This is a genomic window from Paraburkholderia sp. JPY465 (genome assembly GCF_050436725.1).
Taxonomy (GTDB): domain Bacteria; phylum Pseudomonadota; class Gammaproteobacteria; order Burkholderiales; family Burkholderiaceae; genus Paraburkholderia; species Paraburkholderia youngii.
Map to the genome: position 1 here is coordinate 3,053,520 of NZ_JBNDMT010000003.1, position 23,323 is coordinate 3,076,842.

The 23,323-nt window shown below is 64.6% G+C and carries 24 protein-coding genes; 8 read left to right on the top strand and 16 right to left on the bottom strand.

From position 1 onward, the window contains the following. Positions 1 to 2: 2 nt before the first annotated feature. Positions 3 to 479, bottom strand: a complete 477-nt coding sequence (locus QFZ94_RS28705; protein WP_368587219.1) for a DUF2244 domain-containing protein — start codon at positions 477 to 479, stop codon at positions 3 to 5. A 395-nt stretch (positions 480 to 874) separates the two neighbouring features. Beyond that, complete coding sequence (locus QFZ94_RS28710) at positions 875 to 1,840, bottom strand: methyltransferase domain-containing protein (RefSeq protein ID WP_429461049.1); 966 nt, start codon at positions 1,838 to 1,840, stop codon at positions 875 to 877. Positions 1,841 to 1,922: 82 nt separating this feature from the next. On the opposite strand from QFZ94_RS28710, the gene QFZ94_RS28715 reads away from it, so the two are divergent. Continuing rightward, positions 1,923 to 2,708, top strand: a complete 786-nt coding sequence (locus tag QFZ94_RS28715; RefSeq protein ID WP_429461051.1) for a phosphoribosyltransferase family protein — start codon at positions 1,923 to 1,925, stop codon at positions 2,706 to 2,708. An 18-nt stretch (positions 2,709 to 2,726) separates the two neighbouring features. Then, a complete protein-coding gene (gene trmL, locus QFZ94_RS28720; protein ID WP_429461053.1) occupies positions 2,727 to 3,197 on the top strand; it encodes a tRNA (uridine(34)/cytosine(34)/5-carboxymethylaminomethyluridine(34)-2'-O)-methyltransferase TrmL in 471 nt (156 codons plus the stop codon). Here trmL and QFZ94_RS28725 read toward each other — a convergent pair. The 5 genes from QFZ94_RS28725 to QFZ94_RS28745 form a co-directional block, all read right to left on the bottom strand. Then, entirely contained in the window at positions 3,170 to 3,730 is a 561-nt protein-coding gene (locus tag QFZ94_RS28725) for an O-acetyl-ADP-ribose deacetylase (protein WP_410848205.1), read from the bottom strand. The genes trmL and QFZ94_RS28725 overlap by 28 nt on opposite strands. A 97-nt stretch (positions 3,731 to 3,827) precedes the next feature. Beyond that, positions 3,828 to 4,826 carry an NAD(P)H-dependent glycerol-3-phosphate dehydrogenase gene (locus tag QFZ94_RS28730; RefSeq protein WP_429461055.1) on the bottom strand — a complete coding sequence of 333 codons (999 nt, stop codon included), beginning with the start codon at positions 4,824 to 4,826 and terminating at the stop codon, positions 3,828 to 3,830. Positions 4,827 to 4,848: 22 nt separating this feature from the next. Then, on the bottom strand, positions 4,849 to 5,328 hold the full coding sequence (gene secB / locus QFZ94_RS28735) for a protein-export chaperone SecB (protein ID WP_176109659.1): 480 nt from the start codon (positions 5,326 to 5,328) through the stop codon (positions 4,849 to 4,851). A gap of 148 nt (positions 5,329 to 5,476) precedes the next feature. Then, positions 5,477 to 5,737, bottom strand: a complete 261-nt coding sequence (grxC, locus tag QFZ94_RS28740; RefSeq protein WP_013088272.1) for a glutaredoxin 3 — start codon at positions 5,735 to 5,737, stop codon at positions 5,477 to 5,479. Further along, complete coding sequence (locus tag QFZ94_RS28745; RefSeq protein WP_368587213.1) at positions 5,734 to 6,159, bottom strand: rhodanese-like domain-containing protein; 426 nt, start codon at positions 6,157 to 6,159, stop codon at positions 5,734 to 5,736. Before QFZ94_RS28745 ends, grxC begins: the two co-directional genes overlap by 4 nt. Before the next feature lie 137 nt (positions 6,160 to 6,296). Between QFZ94_RS28745 and gpmA the strand changes: the two genes are divergently transcribed. The 3 genes from gpmA to QFZ94_RS28760 all read left to right on the top strand — a co-directional run bounded on the left by gpmA (position 6,297) and on the right by QFZ94_RS28760 (position 9,888). Further along, entirely contained in the window at positions 6,297 to 7,043 is a 747-nt protein-coding gene (gpmA, locus tag QFZ94_RS28750; protein ID WP_429461058.1) for a 2,3-diphosphoglycerate-dependent phosphoglycerate mutase, read from the top strand. Positions 7,044 to 7,306: 263 nt separating this feature from the next. Next, complete coding sequence (locus tag QFZ94_RS28755) at positions 7,307 to 8,884, top strand: S41 family peptidase (protein WP_368587211.1); 1,578 nt, start codon at positions 7,307 to 7,309, stop codon at positions 8,882 to 8,884. 245 nt (positions 8,885 to 9,129) lie between these two features. Beyond that, a complete protein-coding gene (locus tag QFZ94_RS28760) occupies positions 9,130 to 9,888 on the top strand; it encodes a HesA/MoeB/ThiF family protein (protein ID WP_368587210.1) in 759 nt (252 codons plus the stop codon). Positions 9,889 to 9,984: 96 nt separating this feature from the next. On the opposite strand, the gene ptsP is transcribed toward QFZ94_RS28760, so the two are convergent. The 7 genes from ptsP to QFZ94_RS28795 form a co-directional block, all read right to left on the bottom strand. Then, a complete protein-coding gene (ptsP, locus tag QFZ94_RS28765; RefSeq protein WP_368587209.1) occupies positions 9,985 to 11,730 on the bottom strand; it encodes a phosphoenolpyruvate--protein phosphotransferase in 1,746 nt (581 codons plus the stop codon). A gap of 396 nt (positions 11,731 to 12,126) precedes the next feature. Beyond that, complete coding sequence (locus tag QFZ94_RS28770; protein ID WP_013088266.1) at positions 12,127 to 12,396, bottom strand: HPr family phosphocarrier protein; 270 nt, start codon at positions 12,394 to 12,396, stop codon at positions 12,127 to 12,129. A gap of 124 nt (positions 12,397 to 12,520) precedes the next feature. Next, positions 12,521 to 13,048 carry a PTS sugar transporter subunit IIA gene (locus tag QFZ94_RS28775; RefSeq protein WP_368587208.1) on the bottom strand — a complete coding sequence of 176 codons (528 nt, stop codon included), beginning with the start codon at positions 13,046 to 13,048 and terminating at the stop codon, positions 12,521 to 12,523. 227 nt (positions 13,049 to 13,275) lie between these two features. Continuing rightward, on the bottom strand, positions 13,276 to 14,232 hold the full coding sequence (gshB, locus tag QFZ94_RS28780; protein ID WP_368587207.1) for a glutathione synthase: 957 nt from the start codon (positions 14,230 to 14,232) through the stop codon (positions 13,276 to 13,278). Positions 14,233 to 14,335: 103 nt separating this feature from the next. Further along, the gene (gshA, locus tag QFZ94_RS28785) at positions 14,336 to 15,625 is read right to left on the bottom strand and encodes a glutamate--cysteine ligase (RefSeq protein WP_018434736.1); all 1,290 of its coding nucleotides are present in this window, start codon (positions 15,623 to 15,625) and stop codon (positions 14,336 to 14,338) included. A 252-nt stretch (positions 15,626 to 15,877) separates the two neighbouring features. Further along, entirely contained in the window at positions 15,878 to 17,386 is a 1,509-nt protein-coding gene (locus tag QFZ94_RS28790; protein WP_429461061.1) for an ammonium transporter, read from the bottom strand. A gap of 46 nt (positions 17,387 to 17,432) precedes the next feature. Then, positions 17,433 to 17,771 (bottom strand): P-II family nitrogen regulator, encoded by a 339-nt coding sequence (locus QFZ94_RS28795; RefSeq protein WP_006048089.1) that lies wholly within the window; start codon positions 17,769 to 17,771, stop codon positions 17,433 to 17,435. A 387-nt stretch (positions 17,772 to 18,158) separates the two neighbouring features. Here QFZ94_RS28795 and QFZ94_RS28800 point away from each other — a divergent pair, with 387 nt between their 5' ends. Beyond that, positions 18,159 to 18,413 (top strand): accessory factor UbiK family protein, encoded by a 255-nt coding sequence (locus QFZ94_RS28800; RefSeq protein WP_026228952.1) that lies wholly within the window; start codon positions 18,159 to 18,161, stop codon positions 18,411 to 18,413. A gap of 120 nt (positions 18,414 to 18,533) precedes the next feature. After that, positions 18,534 to 20,156, top strand: coding sequence for a YifB family Mg chelatase-like AAA ATPase (locus QFZ94_RS28805; protein ID WP_429461063.1), 1,623 nt, complete (start codon positions 18,534 to 18,536; stop codon positions 20,154 to 20,156). 332 nt (positions 20,157 to 20,488) lie between these two features. On the opposite strand, the gene QFZ94_RS28810 is transcribed toward QFZ94_RS28805, so the two are convergent. Beyond that, complete coding sequence (locus QFZ94_RS28810; RefSeq protein ID WP_368587205.1) at positions 20,489 to 21,172, bottom strand: hypothetical protein; 684 nt, start codon at positions 21,170 to 21,172, stop codon at positions 20,489 to 20,491. A gap of 205 nt (positions 21,173 to 21,377) precedes the next feature. Here QFZ94_RS28810 and QFZ94_RS28815 point away from each other — a divergent pair, with 205 nt between their 5' ends. Beyond that, positions 21,378 to 21,914, top strand: a complete 537-nt coding sequence (locus tag QFZ94_RS28815) for a TlpA disulfide reductase family protein (protein ID WP_410848215.1) — start codon at positions 21,378 to 21,380, stop codon at positions 21,912 to 21,914. A 57-nt stretch (positions 21,915 to 21,971) separates the two neighbouring features. Here QFZ94_RS28815 and QFZ94_RS28820 read toward each other — a convergent pair whose 3' ends face one another. Then, positions 21,972 to 23,321, bottom strand: a complete 1,350-nt coding sequence (locus tag QFZ94_RS28820; RefSeq protein ID WP_429461066.1) for a sigma-54-dependent transcriptional regulator — start codon at positions 23,319 to 23,321, stop codon at positions 21,972 to 21,974. Positions 23,322 to 23,323: the final 2 nt, after the last annotated feature.

Below are 23,323 nucleotides of genomic sequence, written 5' to 3' on the forward strand. Positions count from 1 at the left end.
ATCTAACAACGTGCCAGCCACATACGCAGTTCGCCTGCGAACTGCGCGCGCCGATTTTGCGCGAGATGTTGCCCGATCATGATCGTCTGCCCGCGCGAGACCAGCTTGATCAGATCGCGCGGCGTTGCGCCCGGCTCTATCCGCACCCAGCGCGGATTGAATTCGAACTGCGTAATCTGCTCGGCGCTGACCTGCTCGATCACGAGCCGGTTCGGAAACAACCGGATGCGCTCGTAATCGACAGCATGACGCGCATATATTGCAAACGCGATACCTACCGCCAGCAACTCGATTCCGGTGAACGGCAACACCAGCCAGGCACCGACCAGAACCAGCATGAATGCAATTGCCAACGAGAACAACGCAAGCGACACGTACAGACAGACGAACTGCCGCGGCGATATCGAACAGTTGCGCTTCATGGTCCAGTCCCTGAGGACCGGCTCTGAATCCGCCAGCAGATGATCTGATGCGCCCATCGCTGCCTCCTGCGAATCGTCGCGTCCGGCCTGCCTCCTTTTACTTCCGGATGCATTTCGCGGCCGCCGCTCGTGTCACTGTTTACAGCATCACTCGCGACGGCGACAACCCCTACTGCATCACTTCATTTTGCAGCCCTGCGCCTCGGGCTTGCCACCCCAAATGTGGGAACGTCGGGCGACAAACTGACGCATTATAGGCGCGATCCATAGCATCGACAAGCAAGCCCCGATCGGCCCGCAAGCCCGGCGCGACAAGCCTTCGCGCCATTTTGCCCGGCATTTTGCGGCTCTTTCGAAGGGCAAATCCCAGGCATAACGGATGTCCTCTTTACCGCTTTTGCAACACGTCAATCGCACCGTCGGCAAGCAGTTGATGACCGCGCCGCAATCTGCTACCCACGCTTGCCCGGACCTCGTCCGATGTCCTCGAGCCGCACGATGCCATGTCCTTCGGCCGTGGTGCGCGGCACGGCTTTCCATGCGTGTCCGTAGATCACCTCGAAGGTCAGCGCGATCGTGCCGTCGGCGCGCCGGCGCGCTTCGAGCGCGGCGAGCAGGGCTTTGTGCAACCGACGCGCAAGCGCGCCGTCATGCGCATCGCGCTCGAACGGGTATGCGCCCCAGCGGCGCACGTCCGCGAGCAGCGACTCGGGCGACTTGTAGGTGATCGTCAGCGTCTCCTGGTCCATCACCGGGATCTCGAAGCCGGCCTCGACGAGCATGTCGCCGAGATCATGCATGTCGACGAAGTCGATCACATGCTTGCGCGACGCGACGCCGTGCGCGGCCTCGATCTCGGCGTAGGCGCCGCGCAATTCCTTTAGCGTGTCGGGGCCGAGCGTGCTGAACATCAGCAGGCCGTTGACCTTCAACACCCGCTGCCATTCGGGAAAGACCAGATCGGGCCGCGAGTGCCAGTGCAGCGCAAGGTTGGACCAGATGAATTCGAATGCGCCGGCCGCGAACGGCAGCGCGGAGAAATCGGCTTGCGCGAAGCGCGGGCCACGCGCGCCGAGCGCCTTGCCGAGCGAGGCGGGAAGAAAGCGCCGCCAACTCGTGTCGCCGGCATCGTGACGCAGCGCGCGGCGCAGCATGCCGTGCGACAGGTCGGCGCCGAACACCGGCGCCTCGGGAAAGCGCGCGCGCAATGCGGGGATGTCTTCGCCCGCGCCGCAACCGGCATCGAGCACGCTCGAGGGCGCCACCTTGATGTAATCGAGACGCTCGCGCATGCGCTGCGCGATCTCGCGCGGCAGGAATGCAACCTCGTCGAAAGAAGCGGCGCGACGGTCGAAAATACGCCTGAGGCGCCGTGAATCGTAGGCCGGACGGCCAGATTGAGCGGATGTTGGGGACATGTGTGTCGTGCTGGCGTGAGCTCGAAGTATACTCGTTCGTTCCCCACCATTCAGCGTGAACGGCATTCAGCGGCACTCACTCGTGCGATTCCAGTCTTTTTCTTCGTCGTGTCGAAATCAGGTCGCGCGTTTTGCGCGCGGTCTGCATTCGGCATGGCCGCGCGCTTTGAACGTCGCGCTGCCGAACCTGTGCGCGTTATGCGGCAATATGTCGCATAAGACGTTGTGCGACGGGTGCGACGCGGCCTACTGGAACGAGAACCGCCTGCGCTGCACCGTTTGCGCGGTGCCGTTGCCGGCGTCACGCTGGGCCGCTCAGGCGCGGTATCGCTGCGCGGATTGCGCGGCCGAGCCGCCGCCGTTCGACGCCAGCTTCGCGCTCGCCGACTATCGCGCGCCGCTGGATACCCTGGCGGTCGGCCTGAAATTCCGCGCCCGGCTGATGCTTGCGCGCGATTTCGCGCAACGTCTCGAGCGGCTTGCTCAGGACAACTGGCATGACGCGGCCGAGCGGCCCGATGTGATTGCACCAGTCCCGCTCGCCGGTCGCCGGCTGGCCGAGCGCGGCTATAACCAGGCCTGGCAGATCGCGCGGCCGCTCGCCCGGGCGCTCGGCGTGCGCAGCGATGCGACGCTGCTCGAACGAACGCAAAACACCGCGCCGCAATCGCGCCTCGATCTCGATGCGCGTCGGCACAAAGTCGGCCGCGCGTTTCGGGTCGCGCGCCCGGTGCGCGGCCTGCACGTCGGCATCGTCGACGACGTGATGACGAGCGGCGCGACGCTCGAAGCGCTCGCGCACACGCTGAAGGACGCCGGCGCGCGGCGGGTCACGAACTTCGTCGCGCTGCGCACTCCGAAAAACTAGCTTTTACGTGGTCCCCTTATGTTCAACGTCGTTCTCGTAGAACCCGAAATTCCGCCCAACACCGGCAACGTGATTCGCCTGTGCGCGAATACCGGCGCCCGGCTGCATCTGATCGAGCCGCTCGGCTTCCCTCTCGACGACACCAAGATGCGGCGCGCCGGCCTCGACTATCACGAGTACGCGGAAATGAACGTGCACGCCGATTGGGACGCGTTCATCGTCAAAGAAACACCCGACCCGTCGCGCATGTTCGCGTTCACCACGCGCGGCTCGGGGCGCTTTCACGACCACGCGTTTCAACCGGGCGACTGGTTCGTGTTCGGCGCCGAAACGCGCGGCCTGCCCGACACGGTGCTCGAGCGCTTTGCGAACGAACAGCGCGTGCGTCTGCCGATGCGTCCTGGCAATCGCAGTCTGAATCTGTCGAATACGGTGGCGGTCGTGGTGTTCGAAGCGTGGCGTCAGGCCGGCTTCGAGGGCGGCGCCTGACGGCGTTCGAGCTCGACCGCGTAGCGCGCGAACATCGCGTCGTCGAAGCACGCGAACGTCACGTGCTTCACGTGGGGTGTGCGCGGCAATGTGTCGAGCACGGTTCCGACCGCGATGCTGACCGCATCGTCGGCGGGGAAACGGTAGATGCCGCAACTGATCGCGGGAAACGCGATGCTCGTGCACTGCTTCTCGCGCGCGACTTCGAGCGAGCGCTGATAGCACGATGCGAGCAGGTCGGCTTCGCCATGCGCGCCGCCGCGCCACACTGGACCGACCGCATGGATCACATGCTTCGCGGGCAGCCGATAGCCGGCGGTGATTTTGGCGTCGCCGGTCGCGCAGCCGCCGAGCGTTTCGCATTCGCGCAGCAACTCCTTGCCGGCCGCGCGATGAATCGCGCCATCCACGCCGCCGCCGCCGAGCAGCGAAGTATTCGCGGCATTGACGATCGCATCGACGGCGAGCGTCGTGATATCGACCACGCGCGCTTCGAGCGTGCACGTGCCGTGACTGAGATTGAAGGTGGGCATGGAAACCTCGCTGACCCGAGTCTCGATAACGAAGTGGACAGCCAGGTGAGGCAGCCGTTCAACGCGAATATGCGCTAAACGGCTGAAAGAAAAGACTTTATTCGGCCTTCGAATCGCGCCGCAGCAGCGCGCTGACCGCATCGCGCGGCGCCACGCCGTCGAACAGCACCGCGCAGACCGCTTGGGTGATCGGCATTTCGATTGCGTGGGCGCGCGCGATCGACAGGACCGCCTTCGCGCAGCGCACGCCTTCGGCCACATGACCGAGGCCGCCGAGGATGTCGTCGAGCGTGCGGCCGGTGGCGAGCTGCAGGCCCACGGTGCGGTTGCGCGATAGATCACCGGTCGCGGTCAGAATCAGATCGCCGAGCCCGGTCAGCCCGGTAAAGGTTTCCGCGCGCCCACCAAGCGTCACGCCAAGACGCGACATTTCGGCGAGTCCGCGGGTGATCAGCGCCGCGCGTGCATTGAGGCCGAGGCCGAGGCCATCGGCGATGCCCGTCGCGATGGCGAGCACGTTTTTCACCGCGCCCCCAACTTCAACGCCGACGACGTCGTCGCCGGTATAGATGCGCATCGCGCCGTGATGGAACGCCGCGACCGTGCGTTCGCGGCACGCCGCCGACGAACTCGCAATCGTCAACGCAACCGGCAGTCCCTGCCCGACTTCGCGCGCGAAGCTCGGCCCGGACAATACGCCGTTGCTCGCATGCTCGGGCAATTCCGCCGCGACCGCCTGATGCGGCAACAAGTGCGAATCCGCCTCGAAACCCTTGCACAGCCACACGATATGCGCGGGCACCTTGCCGGCATCGCGCATCGCGCGCAACAGACCGCGCAGGCCAGCCACGGGAGTTGCGACCACGCACAGCGCAGCGTCGGCGAGCGCGTGATCGAGCGCCGCACCGAGATCCGCTTCGTAGCGAAGCGCGGGCGGCAACGCGACGCCCGCCAGATAGCGGGCGTTTTCGTGCGAAGTGGAAAGCTCGGTGATGAGCGCGGACTCGCGCGCCCACAACACCGTGTCGTGCCTTAAGGCCAGATGGCCGGCGAGGGCGGTGCCCCAGGCGCCAGCGCCGAGAACGGCGACCTTCATAGCCGGCACTGCCTGCGGCGCCTTAATGCGTGACGCCGCTTTGCGCCGCGCCGTCGCCCTGCTGGGCCGCGCTCATTTGCGCGAGACGCTGCTCGTACAGCGCCTGGAAGTTGATCTCGGCGAGGTGGATCGGCGGGAAACCGGCGCGGGTGATCGCGTCGGCGATGTTGGAACGCAGGTACGGGAACAGGATGGTCGGGCAGGCGATGCCAACGAGCGGATCGATCTGTTCGGCAGGAATGTTGCGAATGTCAAAAATGCCGGCCTGCTTCGCTTCGATCAGGAACGCGACCTTGTCCGACACCTTGGCCGTAACCGTGCCCGTCACGAGGATTTCGAACACGGATTCTGCGAGGCGCTCGGCCTTCACGTCGACTTCGACTTCGACCGACGGCATTTCCTGCTCGAGGAAGATTGCCGGCGAATTCGGCTGCTCGAGCGACATGTCCTTCAGATAGATGCGCTGGATGTTGAAGAACGGCTGGTTATTCTCGTCGGACATGATGGTGATTCCTGATAGGTATGCGTGGCGGCGGCCGATGCACGCATGGGCCGCCAGATTATTGCGCCGGCTCGCCGGCTCCACGAGGAGCGCGCACGCGCCGGCTTACGAGTGGTCCGCCCGCTCGCGCGGCGCGAAACGCGCGAACTCAGGCTGCTTCGAGCAGCGGCGTCAGACCGCCCGCGCGATCGAGCGCGGAAAGGTCATCATAGCCGCCGACATGCGTCTCGCCGATGAACACCTGCGGCACCGTGCGACGACCGGTCCGGGTCATCATCTCCTCACGACGGGCCGGGTCTTTATCGATCAGTACTTTCTCAACGTGCTCGACGCCGCGCGACTTTAAAAGACGCTCGGCCATCTGGCAATACGGGCACACCTGGGTGCTGTACATGATCACTTTGTTCACTTGGCTGCTCCTTGTTTCACAACCGGCATACCGGCTTTCTGCCAGGCGTCGACGCCGCCCTCGAGAACATGGACTTCCGCGTATCCCGCTTCCTGCACGATACGCGCAGCCTTGTTCGACTGCTGGCCGGTCTGGCATACCAGCAGCACCGGGTTGCTCTTGTTCTTCGCGAGTTGCGCAACTTTCGCCTGCAACTCCGCGAATTCGAAATGCCGTGCCGAGGGCAGGTGCCCCTTGGCGTAATCGGCGGACGACCGCAGATCGATGACCGCCGCGTTGCGCCGGTTGATCAGTTGGGTGGCTTCAGCGGCCGACAGGCCGCCACGTCCACGCCGACTGATGGTCGGCCACAGCAGCAACCCACCGGAGATAAGGACGATTGCGATCAGGACAAGGTTTGTGTATTCGGTGAAAAACTTCACGGAAGATCCGCCGGAAAGAGAGAAATCGAAAAGGTCAACCCGAGCATTATAAAATAACCGTTTGACGCGATGGCGATGCGCCGCCGAAGGCGCCGCACAGCGCGAGACCGCTTCCTCACTACCGACCGGCAACTCACATGTACAAACTCGTTCTCATCCGCCACGGCGAATCGACGTGGAACAAGGAAAACCGCTTTACCGGCTGGGTCGACGTCGACCTCACCGAGCAGGGCAACCTCGAGGCGCAGCAGGCGGGCGTGCTGCTCAAGGAATCGGGGTACACGTTCGACATCGCCTACACGTCGGTGCTCAAGCGCGCGATCCGCACCCTGTGGCACGTGCAGGACAAGATGGACCTGATGTACCTGCCCGTCGTGCATTCGTGGCGCCTGAACGAACGCCACTACGGCGCGCTGTCGGGTCTGAACAAGGCCGAAACGGCCGCCAAGTTCGGCGACGAACAAGTGCTGGTCTGGCGTCGCAGCTACGACACGCCGCCGCCCGCGCTCGAGCCGACCGACGAGCGCGCGCCGTACACCGATCCGCGCTACTCCAAGGTGCCGCGCGAGCAACTGCCGCTGACCGAGTGCCTGAAAGACACGGTCGCGCGCGTGCTGCCGCTGTGGAACGAGTCGATTGCGCCGGCCATCAAGTCGGGCCGCAGCATCCTGATCGCCGCGCACGGCAACTCGATCCGCGCGCTGGTCAAGTATCTCGACAACATCTCGGATAACGACATCGTCGGCCTGAACATCCCGAACGGTGTGCCGCTCGTCTATGAACTCGACGAGGATCTGAAGCCGATCAAGCACTACTATCTCGGCGACCAGGACGCGATCGCGAAGGCGCAAGCCGCGGTCGCAAGCCAGGGCAAGGCGGGCTGATCGAGCGTTTGCCGCCGCGACCCCACGCCACGGGAAGGCGCGGGGCCGCACGGAGACAACCGGCCCGGCAGGAAATACTGTATTGCGCCGCGCGGCGTATCGTACGGCCTGCCATTCGCGGACCGGCTCGCAAGAACCAGGACCTTCCCGTACTGTCGAAGCACGATTGCCTGCACCGCGCCCTGACCAGGCGGGTGTGCAGTTATACTTGTCCGTCCAATCTTAATCGACGCTGCCACGCGCTTCCGACCGCAACAGACTCTATGCGAAAGAACCTGAAAAATATCGGCCTGATTGCCGCGGGCCTTGCTACCGGTGTCCTTGCCACCCTGCAATTCTCCGCCTCGGCCCAGCAACCCGCTAGCGCCGCGGTCGCCCCGCTGCCGCTAGACCAGCTCAGGCTCTTCGCCGAAGTGTTCGGGCAGATCAAGCACGAATACGTCGAACCGGTCGACGACAAGAAGCTCCTCACCGCCGCGATCAAGGGCATGGTGTCGAGCCTCGACCCGCACTCGTCGTACCTCGACAAGACCGATTACGAAGAGCTGCAGGAGCAGACCAAGGGCCGCTTCGCGGGCCTCGGCATCGAAATTTCGTCGGAAGACGGCCTGATCAAGGTGATTTCGCCTATCGAAGACACGCCCGCGTTCCGCGCCGGCATCCGTCCGGGCGACCTGATCACGCGCATCAACGACAAGCCCGTACGCGGCATGACGCTCGACCAGGCGGTCAAGCAGATGCGCGGCGAGCCGGGCACCAAGGTCACGCTGACCATCTTCCGCAAGACCGACGACCGCACGTTCCCGCTGACCGTCACGCGCGCGCTCATCAAGGTGCAGTCGGTGAAGGGCAAGATCGTTGCGCCGGGCTTCGCGTACGTGCGCATCACGAGCTTCCAAGAACGCACCACGCCCGATCTCGCGGCCAAGCTGCAGGATCTGGCGCGCCAGGAGCCGAACCTGAAGGGCCTCATCCTCGACCTGCGCAACAACGGCGGCGGTCTGCTGCAAAGCGCGGTCGGCGTCGCGGGCGCATTCCTGCCGCCGAATTCGGTGGTGGTGTCGACCAACGGCCAGATTCCGGATTCGAAGCAGATCTATCGTGACACCTACGATAACTACCGTCTGCAATCGTTCGACAGCGATCCGCTGAAAGACGTCCCGGCCATCTTCAAGACCGTGCCGATGATCGTGCTGACCAACGCGTACTCGGCGTCGGCATCGGAAATCGTCGCGGGCGCGCTGCAGGATCAGCACCGCGCGCTGATTCTCGGCAAGACCACGTTCGGTAAGGGTTCAGTGCAGACCGTACGCCCGATGACGGCGGACACCGCGCTGCGCCTGACCACCGCGTATTACTACACGCCGAGCGGCCGTTCGATCCAGAACAAGGGCATCCGCCCCGACCTTCCGGTCGATCAATACGCGGACGGTGATCCGGACGACGCGCTCGTCACCCGCGAAGTCGACTACTCGAATCACCTTGCGAACACGCAGGATCCGAACGAGAAGAAGGAAGCCGAGCAACGCGAGTCGGAGCGCATGGAGCAGCTTCGTCAGCTCGAAGAGCAGAACGACAAGAAGACGCCGGAACAGCGTCAGAAGGAACGCGAACGCAAGCCGGTCGAGTTCGGTTCGAACGACGACTTCATGCTGCAACAGGCGGTCGGCAAGCTCGAAGGCAAGCCGGTTCAGGAATCGAAGTCGCTGATGGAACGCCGTCTCGCGCAGAACAAGCCGGGCACGTCGGCCTCCGCGCCGGTCGCGGTGAAGCCGACGCAACCGGTGCCGGGCGCATCGGGACCGGCTCCGGCTTCGACACCGGCTCCTGCTGGCAAGTAAGCCGGCAAATAAGCTGGCCAATAAGCAGCCAGCCCGCGCGTGTCTTCGCAGCACGATAGTCTGCGAAGACACGCCGCAGCAGTTTCAGCACAAGCCGCCGCTCAACCGGCGGCGTCTCACGGCAAGCCGCAGCAGCCACCCTTCCCGCGCGATTAAAATAACAGCCACGAATGCGCGCCGCGGCCCCTCGGCCAGCCTCTCGTTGCGCGACACCGCGACATTGCGACACACCCCACGCGCCCGCCATGAATGACGATCAACTCCTTCGCTACTCCCGCCATATCCTCGTCGACGAAATCGGCATCGAGGCGCAGCAGCGTTTTATCGATGCCCACGCGATCATCGTCGGCGCGGGCGGACTCGGTTCGCCGGCCGCAATGTATCTCGCGGCGGCGGGCGTCGGCCGTCTGACGCTCGTCGATGCCGATACCGTCGACCTGACCAATCTGCAGCGCCAGATCCTGCACGTCAGCGCGTCGGTTGGGCGCAGCAAGGTCGAGTCCGGGCGCGACACGCTCGCGCAGATCAATCCCGAGGTCGTCATCAACGCGGTGGCCGAGCGCGTCGACGATGCATGGCTCGATCGCGAGGTGCCGCACGCGAGCGTCGTGCTCGATTGCACCGACAACTTCGCGACGCGTCACGCGATCAACCGCGCGTGCGTCCAGCATCGCGTGCCGCTCGTGTCGGGCGCGGCGCTGCGCTTCGACGGCCAGATCAGCACTTTCGATTTCCGCGACGAAGCGTCGCCATGCTACGCATGCGTGTTTCCCGAAGACCAGCCGTTCGAGGAAGTCGCCTGCTCGACGATGGGCGTGTTCGCGCCGACGGTCGGCATCATCGGTTCGATGCAGGCGGCCGAAGCGCTGAAGGTGATCGGCGCAATCGGCACGCCGCTCGTGGGCCGCCTGACGATGCTCGATTCTCTGCGGATGGAATGGAACACGATGCGCATCGGACGTCAGCCGGATTGCCCGGTGTGCGGCCACGTGCACGGCTCTTGAGGGGGTTCCCCGCTGCCCGCTCGATTGACGCCGCAATAGAAAAACGCCGCATATGCGGCGTTTTTCGTTCAACGGGCGCGAGCGAGCGCGTCGGATTCACACCAGCGCGACCCGCTTGAGCGCCGCCTGCACCTCTTCCGGCTCGAACGAAGCCAGCACGTCGGCCACGGGCTTTTCGAGCGTCTTCAGATGCGAGCGCAGCACCTCCTGCTTGACCTCGAGCAGTTGGCTCGGATGCATCGAAAACTCGGTCAGACCCATGCCGAGCAACAGACGCGTCAACGCCGGATCGCCCGCCATCTCACCGCACACCGACACCGGTACGCCCGCACGCTTCGCTTCGCGCAGCGTGAACGCGATCAGATGCAGCACGGCCGGATGCAGCGGGTCGTACAGATGCGCGACCGCGTTGTCCGCGCGATCGATCGCGAGCGTGTACTGGATCAGATCGTTGGTGCCGATCGACAGGAAATCGAGCCGCTTCAGAAACAGCGGCAACGCGATCGCGGCGGCCGGAATCTCGATCATCGCGCCGACCTGCACGTTCGGATCGTAAGCAATGCCCGCGTCGTCGAGTTGGCGCTTGGCTTCGCGGATCAGATCGAGCGTCTGGTCGATTTCCTGCGCGTGCGCGAGCATCGGGATCAGGATCTTCACCTTGCCGAACGCCGACGCGCGCAGGATCGCGCGCAGCTGCGTGAGGAACATCTGCGGCTCGGACAGGCTCCAGCGAATTGCGCGCAAACCGAGCGCCGGATTCACGGCGGTCTCGTAGCCGTCGCCGCCGGCCATCGAATCGAGCGGTTTGTCGGCGCCGACGTCGATCGTGCGGATCGTGACCGGCAAGCCGTTCATCAGCTCGACCGCGCGACGATACGCGCTGAACTGCTCCTCCTCTTCGGCCATCCGGTCCTTGTGATTCATGAACAGGAACTCGGTGCGAAACAGACCCACGCCGGTCGCGCCCGATTCGATTGCCGCGCGCGCATCGTCCGGCAGCTCGATGTTCGCGCACAGTTCGATGCGCGTGCCGCACAGCGTTTGCGTCGGCGAGAACTTGAGCCGTTGCAGCTTGCGCTGCTCGAGCTCCTTCTCGCTTTGCCGATACGAGTATTCCTCGAGCACGATCGGCGCGGGGTCGACGATCACTATGCCGTGGTCGCCGTCGACAATGATCAGATCGTCCTGGCGGATCAGCGCGCTCGCATGCTGCACGCCGACCGCGGCCGGAATGCCGAGGCTGCGCGCGACGATCGCGGTATGCGACGTGCGTCCGCCGAGATCGGTGACGAAGCCCTGGAAGGTCTGCGTCTTGAACTGCATCATGTCGGCCGGCGCGATGTCGTGCGCGACGACGATCATTTCATCGCACGCGCCATGCACGTTGTCGACGATGCCCGGTGCACCCGCGAGCGCCTTCAGCACGCGCTCGACGACCTGTTCGATGTCGGCTTTGCGTTCGCGCAGGTATTCGTCTTCGATATCGTCGAAATGGCGCGAGAGTCTTTCGAGCTGTTCGGTCAACGCCCACTCGACGTTGTAGCGGCGCGTGCGGATCAGGTCGATGGTTTCCTGAACGAGCATCACGTCGTTCAGAATCATCGTGTGAACGTCGATGAACGCGCCCACTTCACTGGGGGCATCCGCGGCGAGATCGGCGCGCAGCACGTTGAGTTCTTCATGTACGCGTTGCTGGGCCGCGCGAAAGCGCCCGACCTCCCCTTCGATCTGGGCGGGTTCGATCAGATAGTGGTCTACGTCGAGTGCTGCCGGGGCGATCAGATAGGCCCGCCCGATGGCGATACCGCGTGACACGGGAATTCCATGCAGCGTGAATGACACGCGCACCTCCTCTAGTTGTGTAATGCCGCGGCAAACCGCTGCAATGCTCTCAGACTGTACCTGGCATTATAAATTCCGCGCCTTTTTGAAGTACGTCGGCGGTGTGTGCAGCGCAGCACGAATTATCGCAATCAGGTGCCTCATATCCGACCAAACTTCGCTCTATACGCGTCGCGCAAAAATATATGGTTTAAACATTGAAAACGCGTGTCGCCATGCGCGCATGCCGCCCCATGTCGCCTCACGCATTCTTCCCTGCGGCTTTCGCGCCGCTTCTACAACCCTTAATGTCGATTAACAGCGGGCCTCTTCCGATATTCAAATGTCGGCGGCGAAAAAAAAACCGCGGACTGAGCCGCGGCATTTTTGGGTTTGGCGAACGCAAAGCGCGCGGCGTTATTGACCTTCGCCAAATTTATCGGCGATCAGTTTCAACAGCGCGTCCATCGCTTCCTGTTCGTCGGTACCTTCCGTTTCGATCAGCACGGTACTGCCAATACCCGCGGCTAGCATCATCACGCCCATGATGCTCTTCGCGTTGATACGGCGGCCATTGCGGCTCATCCAGATTTCCGCCTGGTAGTTGCCCGCGAGTTGCGTCAACTTGGCCGACGCGCGCGCGTGCAGCCCCAGCTTGTTCACAATTGTCGTTTCTTGTTGCAGCATGTGATGGTCCGAAGCGCGGGTGAATGAAATGGTGAAAAGTGAAACTGCAAAGCGGCTGCAATGCGCCAGGCGCCGTTGCGATACCGCTTGAATCCGTCGAAGCCTGCCTACGAACCAGCCCGAGTTACAGGCCGGGCGCGTCCGGCTTCTGCGTCAGATCGGCATCCGCCGGCAACGCGGGAACACAGTCAGCGGGCGCCGCGTCGGGCGGCAGCGCCGGCAGGCAATCGACCGGGCAGGCTGCCGCCGCGACCGGTTCCGGCGTCGCCGGTCCGATCGCGTGCACGCCCTTGGTCGCGCCGGCGAGCGCCTTGTCGACGAGCGTGTCGAGCGGCGTCGCGCGATAGCAGACCGCACGCACCAGCATCGGCAGATTGACGCCGCACAGCACGCGCACATTCGGCTCAGTGGCAAGCCGGCCCGCGATGTTGGCCGGTGTCGCGCCGAACATGTCGGTCAGCACGAGCGCGCCATTCTCTTCCTTCAACCGCGCGACTTCCGAATTCGCGAACGCGACGACCTGCGCGGGATCGCAATCCGGCGACACATCGATCACGCCGATACGCGCCGGCAAACCGCCATAAATGTGGGAAATGCAATCGCGCAACGCGGTGGCGAATGGAGCGTGCGCAATGATCAGAATGCCTGCCATGTCAGCCTTACTGCAATAGAACGGCCCCAAAACCGTGGACCGGGACTCGAGCCCGGTTCGCCATCGCCCCGGACCGGCCGTGCGTCGCGGGGGCGGGAATGCATCGTCGGGCGAGCGGGCATTGTAGCAGCCTCATTTTCGCGCTAATCCCGACGGCGCGCCTGGTGCGGATTTACTACCCAGATTGGGGGTGCGGCCGGGCAATCAAGGCCGCTAGAGTCGGCGCGTCAGCCGACCGCGCGCTCCAACGCGTCGACGAACATCGCGGCGACGTCGAAGCCGGTCTGATCCATGATCTCGCGGAAACACGTCGGGCTCGTGACGTTGACTTCGGTGAGCCAGTCGCCGATCGCATCGAGTCCGACCAACAGCAAGCCGCGCGCCGCCAGCACCGGTGCGAGCGTATCGGCAATCTTGCGATCCTGCTCGCTGAGCGGCCGCGCGACACCCAGTCCACCGGCCGCCAGGTTGCCGCGCACCTCATTTCCCTGAGGAATGCGCGCGAGCGAGTACGGCACCGCTTCGCCGCCGATCAGCAGGATGCGCTTATCACCCTCCTTGATCTCGGGGATGAATTTCTGCGCCATCACCGAGCGTGCGCCGTCGTGGCTCAGCATTTCGACGATCGAGCCGAGGTTCATACCGTCCGCCTTCACGCGGAACACGCCCATGCCGCCCATGCCGTCGAGCGGCTTCAGGATCACGTCGCCGTGCTGTTCGTGGAACGCGCGCAGACGCGCCGGGTCGCGCGTGACCAGCGTCGGCGCGACGAACTGCGCGAACTCGCCGATCGCGAGCTTCTCCGAATGATCGCGAATGGCCTGCGGCTTGTTGAAGACGCGCGCGCCGCCACGCTCGGCCAGCTCGAGCAGCCACGTCGACGTCACGTATTCCATGTCGAACGGCGGGTCTTTGCGCATCACGACCGCGCCGAAGCTTGCAAGCGCTCGCGGCGCGGCGGCATCGGCGGCGAACCAGACGTCACGATGCAGATCGGCGGTATCGCCGGTGATCGCAATGCGCTGCACGTTCGCCTCGACATCGCCGCCCGTCCACGCCAGATGCTTCGGCTCGCAGGTGTACACCGTGTGACCGCGGCGCGCCGCTTCGGCCATCATCGCGTAGGTCGAGTCTTTGTAAATCTTGAATTGGCTGAGCGGATCGGCGATGAAAAGAATGTCCATGAAAGTCCCGGTGCGCCCTGACGGGCGTGACATTGTTCGTCAATATAGTCTTTGAAGACGGCGATGGCGGCACGCATGCCGCCATCCTGCCGCGCGAGGTGGTTTAGACCTGGATCGCTTCGGGATCGGTCTTTTCGAGTTCGACCGATGCGGCCAGCAACCCGAGCCGCGCCACGACGCCATACATATAGAAGCGGTTCGGCGGCGCTGCGCCGGGCTTCGCGTGCGCATCGGGCAGCGCCGTGTGCTCGAAGCCGAGCGGCACGAAGTGCATGCCCGGCGCGTTCAGGTTCTGGTCGCGCTCGCGGCTGCCGTGCACGCGATAGAAGCCGCCCACCACATAGCGGTCGATCATGTAGACGACCGGCTCGGCGACTTCCTCGCCGATGCGCTCGAACGTATACACGCCTTCCTGCACGATCACGTCGTGCACTTCGAGGCCGTCTTTGGTCGCGGCCATGCGCGTGCGCTCGCGCTTCGTCAGCGCGGCGACTTCCGACGCGTCGTGCACGGTCATCACGCCCATGCCGTAAGTGCCCGCATCGGACTTGATCACGACATACGGTTTTTCGGAGATGCCGTACTCACGATACTTGCGCGCGATCTTCTTCAGCACGCCGTCAATCGCATCGGCCAGCGCTTCCTCGCCGGTGCGCTGCTGGAAGTCGACGCCCTCGACGTGCGCGAAGTATGGATTGATCATCCACGGATCGATCTCGACCATCTTCGCGAACTTCTTCGCGACGTCGTCATAACACGAGAAATGCGTCGACTTGCGGCGTACTGCCCAGCCCGCGTGAAGCGGCGGCAGCAGGTACTGCTCGTGCAGATTTTCGAGCACGGGCGGAATGCCGCCGGACAGGTCGTTGTTCAGCAGAATCGAGCACGGGTCGAAGTTCTTCAGCCCCAGGCGCCGCTGCGAGCGCTCGAGCGGTTCGAGCACGAGCTTCTGGCCGTCGGACAGCGCGATCGTGACCGGGCCGTTGATGGTTTCGTCGAGCGTGCCGAAGCGTACGTTCAGGCCCGCCTGGCGCATGATCGACGCGAGCCGGGCGACGTTTTCGAGGTAGAACGCGTTGCGCGTGTGGCGCTCCGGAATCACGAGCAGATTCTTCGCGTCCGGGCAGATCTTTTCGATCGACGCCATCGCGGCCTGCACCGCGAGCGGCAGCACTTCCTGCGGCAGATTGTTGAAGGCGCCGGGAAACAGGTTGGTGTCGACCGGCGCGAGCTTGAAGCCCGCGTTACGCAGATCGACGGAACAATAGAACGGCGGCGTGTGCTCCTGCCATTCAAGCCGGAACCAGCGTTCGATAGCGGGCGTGGCGTCGAGGATCTTCCGCTCGAGGTCGAGCAGCGGGCCGTTTAACGCCGTAACTAGGTGCGGAACCATTGATCACTCGCAGACTGGAGAAAAAAGATTGTAGAGCAAATGCTTTGTCCATTTGGGGACGGTTTCTCCATTCGCAAGCAGACTCGAATGCATTCTCCCTATCTCGATGATAGGCGCGGAAAATTACCGTTCGCAACCCGATCAGCAAGAAAAAAGCCCGCCATGAAGGCGGGCGAACTCTTTGCTGCGCTTAACTTTTTCCTGACTGTGAGGAGCCCGGGAGCGCGGGCCCGCGGCGGAACAGGTTCTTCGTTATTCGACTTTCTCGCCGTGCAGGCTCACGTCGAGGCCTTCGCGCTCCTGCTCTTCGGTCACGCGGATGCCGATCACCATGTCGATGATCTTCAGCAGCACGAAGCTCACCACGCCGCTGTAGATCAGGGTCGTCAGCACGCCCTTCGCCTGCAGGATCACGTTGCCGTCGAAGCCGCCGATATCCTTGACCGCGAACACGCCGGTCAGCAGGGCACCGATGATCCCGCCGATGCAGTGCACGCCGAACGCGTCGAGCGAATCGTCGTAACCGAGCTTGTGCTTGAGCCACGTGGCCGACCAGAAGCAGACCACACCGGCGACGATGCCGATCACCAGCGCGCCGACCGTGCCGACGAAGCCCGACGCCGGCGTCACCGCCACCAGACCCGCGACCGCGCCCGACACGATACCGAGCACCGACGGCTTACCCTTGGCCGCCCATTCGGCGAACATCCATGCGAGCGCCGCCGCGGCGGTCGCCACCTGCGTGGCGAACATCGCGAAGCCGGCACGGCCGTCGGCCGCTACCGCCGAACCCGCGTTGAAGCCGAACCAGCCGACCCACAGCATCGCGCCACCGATCAGCGTCAGCGTCAGGTTGTGCGGCGCCATCGCCTCCTTGCCGTAGCCGACGCGCTTGCCGAGCACCAGACAGCAGACCAGCCCCGCGATACCCGCGTTGATGTGCACCACCGTGCCGCCCGCGAAGTCGAGGATGCCCGCGGTAGCCAGCCAGCCGCTCGGTTCCCACACCATGTGCGCGATCGGCGAGTAGACGAGGATCGACCACAGCGTCATGAACACCAGCATCGCCGAGAACTTCATGCGGTCCGCGAACGCACCGGTGATCAGCGCCGGCGTGATGATCGCGAAGGTCATCTGATAGACGAAGTAGACCGTCTCGGGGATCGTCGGCGCGAGGTGGCTGACGGTCAGCGTCGTGGCCTTATCGCCCTTGATGTAGTTCATGCCCGTCATGAACACCCGCGAGAAGCCGCCGATGAACGAGTTGCCCGGCGTGAACGCGAGGCTGTAGCCCACCACGGTCCAGGCGATCGTCACCAGACAGGTGATCGCGAAGCTTTGCATCAGCGTCGCGAGCACGTTCTTCTTGCGGACCATGCCGCCGTAGAACAGCGCGAGGCCCGGAATCGTCATGAACAGCACCAGCGCGGTGGAGGTCAGCATCCACGCGGTGTCGCCGGAGTTGATCTTCGATGAATCGACCGAGAACGGGGCGGTCGGCGCTGCCGGCGCGGCGGCAGCGGCGGCCGACGCGTCGGTGGCGGCCGGCGCGCTTGCGGCTGGCGCGGCGGACGCATCGGCGGCGGGAGCCGAGGCAGCCGGGGCAGCGGCCGCTGCGGAGGCGTCCGGTGCCGGCGCGCTCGCGGTCGTGTCGGGGGCGGAGGCGGCCGCGGGAGCGGACGCGTCGTCCGCCAGGGCAGTGCCGACGCCGGCCGCGAGCAGCGAGCCGGCAATCAGCAGGGACATCATGAGTTTGCGCATCTTGGTTTTCCTCTTGTCGCGATCCGTGTCGCTTTGCTCTGGTCTTTTACAGTGCGTCCGCGCCGGTCTCGCCGGTGCGGATCCGAATCACCTGCTCGATCGGCGTGACGAAGATCTTGCCGTCGCCGATCTTGCCGGTTCGCGCGGCGCGCTCGAGCGCCTCGATCGCCTGGTCCACGATGTCGTCCGATACCGCTGCTTCGATCTTCACCTTCGGCAGAAAATCGACCACGTATTCAGCACCCCGATACAGTTCGGTGTGGCCCTTCTGCCTCCCGAAGCCTTTGACTTCGGTCACCGTGATGCCCGATACGCCGATCGCCGACAGGGCTTCGCGCGCTTCATCCAGCTTGAACGGCTTGATGATTGCGGTAATGAGTTTCATAAAATCCTCGCTAGTTGTTGCTGAACCGTTGCTGCCCCGTTGCGTATCCGTGACCGCGGTCTCCTGCGCTTCCGGTAAAAGTGCCCTGGCAGTGCGCGCGCGGCAGTAACAGCAACTCCTATGCCATGTTGTGTCAGACCGCGCGTCGCGCGGGTGGCGCAGCGCGCCCAGACGGCCTTGTCCGAACGGCCAGCGGCGCGGCCGGCGGTGGCGCGGCGGGGGGATCGTTGCTAGAGTGTCCGAACGTTCTGAACGCGAGGCGCGCACCAAACGCGCTCACGCGGCGGCGGCAGCGAAGGAGCCGCGCGCACCAGGATCGCCCATTCGCCGCAACGGAGGACGGGCGCAATGAAACATGCACAATTTTTGTGCACCAAGGGGAACACGATGAAACAACCGAACGACGTTTTTAACGACTTCCAGGCTCGCGTCAGCGATCTGTTCAAGAATTCGCCGGCCAAGGATGTCGAACGCAACGTCAAGGCAATGCTGTCGCAGGGCTTCTCGAAGCTCGATCTGGTCACGCGCGAGGAATTCGATACGCAGACCCAAGTGCTCGTGCGTACGCGCGCGCGCCTCGAAGAACTCGAGCGCCGCGTCGCCGAGCTCGAACAGAAGCTGCCGCTCACGCAGACGCCGTAAGCGCTGCTAGCAGCCTTCGCGCTGCGCAGTGCCGCACATCACCGGCAAGCGGGCCGTGACGTCATCAGCGTTTTAGGGGATTTGCGCGCGAAGTGAGCGCGCTGTCCGACGGGAGGGAATATGTCGCTTGCCGTGGTGCGCAGCCGCGCGCCGGCCGCTGGCCGTGCGCCCGAAGTGACCGTCGAGGTTCACCTCGCCAATGGACTGCCGTCCTTTTCGATCGTCGGCCTGCCCGACCTGGAAGTGCGCGAGAGCCGTGAGCGCGTTCGAGCGGCGCTGCAGAACTGCGGTTTCGACTTCCCGGTCCGCCGCATCACCGTCAATCTCGCGCCCGCCGACCTGCCGAAAGAATCCGGTCGTTTCGATCTGCCTATCGCACTCGGCATCCTCGCCGCGAGTGGGCAAATTCCAGCCGAATCGCTACTCCACCGCGAGTTTGCCGGCGAGTTGTCGCTGACCGGCGCGCTGCGGCCGATGCGCGGCGCGTTCGCGATGGCATGCGGTACCGCGCGCGGCGCTCTGGCGAGCGCAGACGCCGCCGGCGCAGAAGCCGACGCATCATCTGAAACGCGTTCCGCGTTGCCTGCCTTCCTCGATCAAATAACCGCGCAGCCGTTCCACACCCCACAGCTTTACCTGCCGGCCGCCAGCGCGGCCGAAGCGGCGCTGGTGCCGGGGGTCGACGTGTACGGCGCCGCCGATCTGCCGTCGCTATGCGCGCACCTCGCAGGCGCGCCGGACGCGCGTCTTAGCCCGGTCGCCGCACCCGAGCTCCACGAGCACGCCGCCGCTCCAGCGCCGGACATGGCCGATGTGATCGGCCAGCGCGCTGCTCGGCGCGCACTCGAAGTCGCGGCGGCCGGCGGCCATCACGTGCTGTTGATCGGGCCGCCCGGCGCCGGCAAGTCGATGCTCGCGGCGCGCCTGCCCGGCCTGATGCCGCCCATGACCGACGATGAAGCGCTCGCTTCCGCCGCGCTGCTGTCGGCGAGCCGCATCGGCTTCAAGCCATCGCAGTGGCGGCAGCGGCCGTTTCGCGCGCCGCACCATTCGTCGAGCGCGGCGGCGCTGGTCGGCGGACGCAACCCGCCGCAGCCTGGCGAGATCACGCTCGCACATCTGGGCGTGCTGTTTCTCGACGAGCTTCCCGAATTCGATCGCGTGGTGCTCGAAACGCTGCGCGAGCCGCTCGAAGCCGGCCGCATCACGATTTCGCGCGCCGCCTGGCAAGCGGACTTCCCCGCCGCCTGCCAACTGATCGCCGCAATGAATCCTTGCCCGTGCGGCTGGCGCGGCGACCCGGGCGGGCGCTGCCGCTGTACGCCCGAAGTTGCGGCGCGCTATCTGCGTAAATTGTCGGGACCGCTGCTCGACCGCATCGACATCCAGCTCGAAATTCCAGCACTGACCGCCACCGAACTCGCGGCCCGCGCCGCCACCAGCGGCGAAGCAAGCGCGGCGATCGCACACCGCGTGAGCGCTGCGCGCGAACGGCAACTGGCCCGGCAAGGCAAGACCAACCGCGAGCTGGACGGGCGCGAAGTCGACGATGTGTGCCGCCCGGACGCGGCGGGCGAGGCACTGTTACGCGAAGCCGGCGAGCGCTTTGGCTGGTCGGCGCGCGCGTATTACCGGGTGTTGAAGGTCGCGCGCACCGTCGCGGATCTAGCCGGGGCGGCGATGCCGAGCGCGGCGGAGGTCGCCGAGGCAATCCAATACCGCCGCGCTTTTGGCTCGTTATGAGTAGAAAAATCTACTGTCAAGACTTGACTTATTCACACGCCCACGATCCTGTTAGATTTTGATACAACTCGAAAGCGTGCAGACAGGCATCTCGCGAAGCCATTGATTTCATTGATGTTTTTAAAACGCCCTACGCTCGTTGATTTTGGCGAAAGGCCCGTCTGATGGGCTTTTGCGGCCTTTGAGGGCGACTTCTCAACAGAGTTATCCACAGGTTGTGCGCGTAACTCAAAAAGCTCAACGTAAACCGGTAATTAGCTCGCAAACCTGCGAAGGAACTTTCACTGCATTTGGCGTTCTGAGGCGCGTCCGTTCGGCCAAAAATACCGCGCTCAATATAGCTGGAACGACGAAAAAAACTGGTCCACCTGGTCTTGCGGCAGCGGTTGATCGGCGATGATCGCCGCCTGGTACACGTGCCGGCCGCGCGCGACGAGCCGCGCATACACGGTGCGCGTTTCGTGTTTGGCGCCCGCGGCGCCACTCACCGTCATTTCCTGCCCGGGAATCTTGCCGCCCGCCGCCAGCGGGATCTGCACCGCGTGCGCATCGGGCGTCGCGCCGACGTTGCGCGCCAGTCCCGAGCGCAGGAAATCGAGTGCCGCGCGCTGCGTCGCGTCGCTATCGTCGGGCAGCATCACGGTGCCGACCGCGAAGACCGCATTGCCCGCTTCGGCAGTCTGCATCGCCATCTGCATGGGTGTGCCGTCGATCTGCACCGCGCGCTGGTCGTTGCCCGGCTTGGCCGGGAAGTCGACCGTGTAGCCCTTGTCGTTGTTCATCACGGTGCGCCAGTCGAAGGTCGGCGAGCAGGCGCTGAGCGCGACGCCGAGGGTCAACGCGGCCGTCACCGCGCCGAGCACGGTACGGGCGTGACCGGGTCGCGTGAAAGCGCGGAGGAAATGGCCCGCCGGCTGGACGACGTCCGCAAGACGGGCGGAAATTCGGCTGATCAACGGAACACGGCACGAAACGCGGGCAACTGAGCGGCAGACGCGAAGAACAGTTTGGAGCATGGGGCGGAAGAGATCGGGCTTGCGCTGCATAAAACGCCATTATCCGCTGATCGGCTGCCGGCCCGTCGCGGCAAAGCCGCGCCCTCCGGCCATTTCGGCGCAGCCGCCGCATTGCAGCTACAATAGAAAAGCTCTTCAGCACCGGCCCGAGCGCCATTGCACCGACCCATTGTTCCGCGCCACGCGCGACCACGAGGTTCCGTCCATGAGTTCCAATTCACCGACCGCCGCCCGGCGCACGAACCCGCTTCGCTATCTGATCGCGGTGGCCGTGGCCATTGCGCTCGCCGTCGCCGGTTACTTCGCATTTGCTGGACAGCAGCGCGTGCCCGATGCGACCTTCACACTGCTTTCGGGACAGAAGCTCACGACCGCGGACCTGAAAGGCAAGGTTTATCTGGTCAATTTCTGGGCAACGAGTTGCGACACCTGCATGAAGGAAATGCCGCAGATGGTCGAGACCTATAACCGCTTCAAGGGCCAGGGCCTCGAATTCGTCGCGGTGGCGATGAACTACGACGCGCCGATGTACGTGACCAACTACACGCAAACGCGTCAGCTGCCGTTCAAGGTGGCCATGGACGACGGCTCGGCCGCCAAGCAGTTCGGCAACGTGCAGCTCACGCCGACCACCTTCGTCGTCGATAAAGACGGCAAGATCCTGAAGCGCTACGTCGGCGAGCCGCAGTTCGCGGAACTCGACCAGTTGCTCGCGAAAGCGCTAAAAGCTGGCGCGGCCTAAGCCAGGTCACGCAGATCCGCAACGCGCCGGCGCAATCTCTCGCCGGCGGCGCCCTCCTCACCGCTCCCCCTCTCCTTTGGCCGCAAGGCCATATCGCTTGATCTTCTCGTAGAGCGTCGCCTTGCCGAGCTGCAGCCGGTCCGCCGCGACAGCGACCACGCCGCCCGCCTGTTCCAACGCCTCGGCGATCATCGCGCGCTCGAACTGCTCGACACGCTCCTTTAGCGGATGCGTGGCCCCGTCGTCTTCGTCGAACGACAGCACCGGTTCGTCGGCGATGCCGAGCACGAAGCGGTCGGCGGCATTGCGCAGCTCGCGCACATTGCCCGGCCAGTCGCGCTGCATCAGGCTCGCTCGCTGGCGATCGGTGAGCATCGGCGCCGGCCGCTGATAACGGACCGCCGCATCGAGCAGGAAATGCTCGAACAGCGGCACGATGTCCTCGCGACGCTCGCTCAAAGGCGGCAGCGCGATCGTTACCACGTTGAGCCGGTACAGCAGATCGCGCCGGAACGAGCCGTCCGCGACATGCTCGGCCATATCGCCTTTCGCGGCCGCGATCACACGGCAATCGACGCGAATCGGCTGGTTTGAGCCGAGCCGCTCGAGCACGCCGTCCTGCAGCACACGCAGCAGCTTGACCTGCAGCGCGAGCGGCATGCTCTCGATCTCGTCAAGAAACAACGTGCCGCCCGACGCATGTTCGAGCTTGCCAATCCGCCGCTTGGCCGCGCCGGTGAACGCGCCCGGCTCGTAGCCGAACATCTCCGATTCGAACATCGGCTCGGGCAGCGCGCCGCAGTTCACCGCGATGAACGGCTTGTCGCGCCGCGGCGACAGCTCGTGCAGGCTGCGTGCAATCAGCTCCTTGCCTGCACCGGTATCGCCGTTGATCAGCACGGACGCATCGGTCGGCGCGACGTTGGCGATCAGCCGCCGCACCTGCTCGATCGCCGGACTGCGGCCGATGATGCGCGGCGCGACCGCGTTCTGCCCAGCCAACTCACGGCGCAGCGCCAGGTTTTCGAGCACGAGCTTGCGGCGCTCCATTGCGCGCCGCACCGTTTCGATCAGCCGCTCGGATGCGAACGGCTTTTCGATGAAGTCGTAGGCGCCGTCGCGCATTGCCTGCACGGCCATCGAGATATCGCCATGGCCAGTGACCAGAATCACCGGAACGTCGGGCGCGCGCTCGTGGCACTGCGCGAGCAGATCGAGGCCGCTCGCGCCGGGCAGCCGGATATCGCTGACGATCACACCGGAAAAGTCCGCGCTGATCAGCTTCGCCGCCGCCTCGACCGATGCATGGCCGACCACGTCGAAGCCGGCCAGCTGCAGGCTCTGCACGCTCGCGCGCCGCACCAGTTCGTCGTCTTCGATATACAGCACTTGCAGGCCGTCGTTCATTG